Raw genomic sequence first — 1021 nt, 5'->3', positions numbered from 1 at the left:
CGGTGGGTCAGCCGGACTACTGGTCGCCGAACCCCAGCTACCAACCGGGCGACCACATGTCCAATGGGCGCCCGGCGCCTCGGGCGCCTCAAGAGACACCCGGCCCGCAGCCGCGTAACCCGGTGGGTCAGCCGGACTACTGGTCGCCGAACCCCAGCTACCAACCGGGCGACCACATGTCCAATGGGCGCCCGGCGCCTCGGGCGCCTCAAGAGACACCCAGTCCGCAGCCGCGTAACCCGGTGGGTCAGCCGGACTACTGGTCGCCGAACCCCAGCTACCAACCGGGCGACCACATGTCCAATGGGCGCCCGGCGCCTCGGGCGCCTCAAGAGACACCCGGCCCGCAGCCGCGTAACCCGGTGGGCCAGCCGGACTACTGGTCGCCAAACCCCAACTACCAACCCGGCGACCAGGGGTGAAGCTTCCCCTACGAGCTGGACAGCCTGATACTGGGACCGATGGTCTGGGAGGAAGCAGTGCCAGGCAGTGAGTAAGAGCAACATGAGTAAGCGGTACTCCGCTGAGTTCAAGCGGGACGCGGTCGCGCTTGTCCGCTCTCCGGGCAGGAACGTGACGGCGGCCCGGGAGCTGGGCGTGAGCGCGGAGGGCCTGCGGAACTGGGTCCGCCAGGATGACACCGACCGCAGTGAAGGCCCGGCCGGCGCGTTGACCTCGGCGGAGGAGGAAGAGCTGCGCCGGCTGCGGCGGCAGAACCGTGAGCAGCCATACGGACGGCATCGGCTTGCTGCCTGCCCGCGATCACCAGACCGCAGGCAGGCAACAAGCCGACGGCTGGCTCGTGCAGGTCACCCACCACTGTGGCCATTACCACCCCCTCACGCTGCCCAGTGAAGCTCCGCCATCTTGAAGTGGCTGGTCAGCGGGGTGGCTTGACCTCGTTTGGGGGTGCTCGTGCTGGTCGTGGGCGGCAGTCTGGGGTGTAGATCGTCTGGCGGGAGTGGGTTTGTGGATTCCCGTCCGTCGTCGCGGGTGCCGCTCCTACGCTTCGGCGCATGAT

General features: G+C 68.4%; 1 protein-coding gene. It reads left to right on the top strand.

Annotated features, from left to right (window positions below; translation table 11 throughout):
- Nucleotides 1–504: 504 nt before the first annotated feature.
- The gene (locus tag ACTWQE_RS34070; protein ID WP_443332960.1) at nt 505–855 is read left to right on the top strand and encodes a transposase; all 351 of its coding nucleotides are present in this window, start codon (nt 505–507) and stop codon (nt 853–855) included.
- Nucleotides 856–1021 lie beyond the last annotated feature (166 nt).

The organism is Streptomyces sp. 8N706 (assembly GCF_052245415.1).
Lineage (GTDB): Bacteria > Actinomycetota > Actinomycetes > Streptomycetales > Streptomycetaceae > Streptomyces.
Note: the sequence above shows the minus strand (reverse complement) of the source record. Positions and strands in the feature narration are given on the sequence as shown.

Coding starts and splice junctions, on each gene's coding strand:
- ACTWQE_RS34070 (WP_443332960.1), top strand. CDS start 505: ATGAGTAAGCGGTACTCCGCTGAGTTCAAGCGGGACGCGGTCGCGCTT.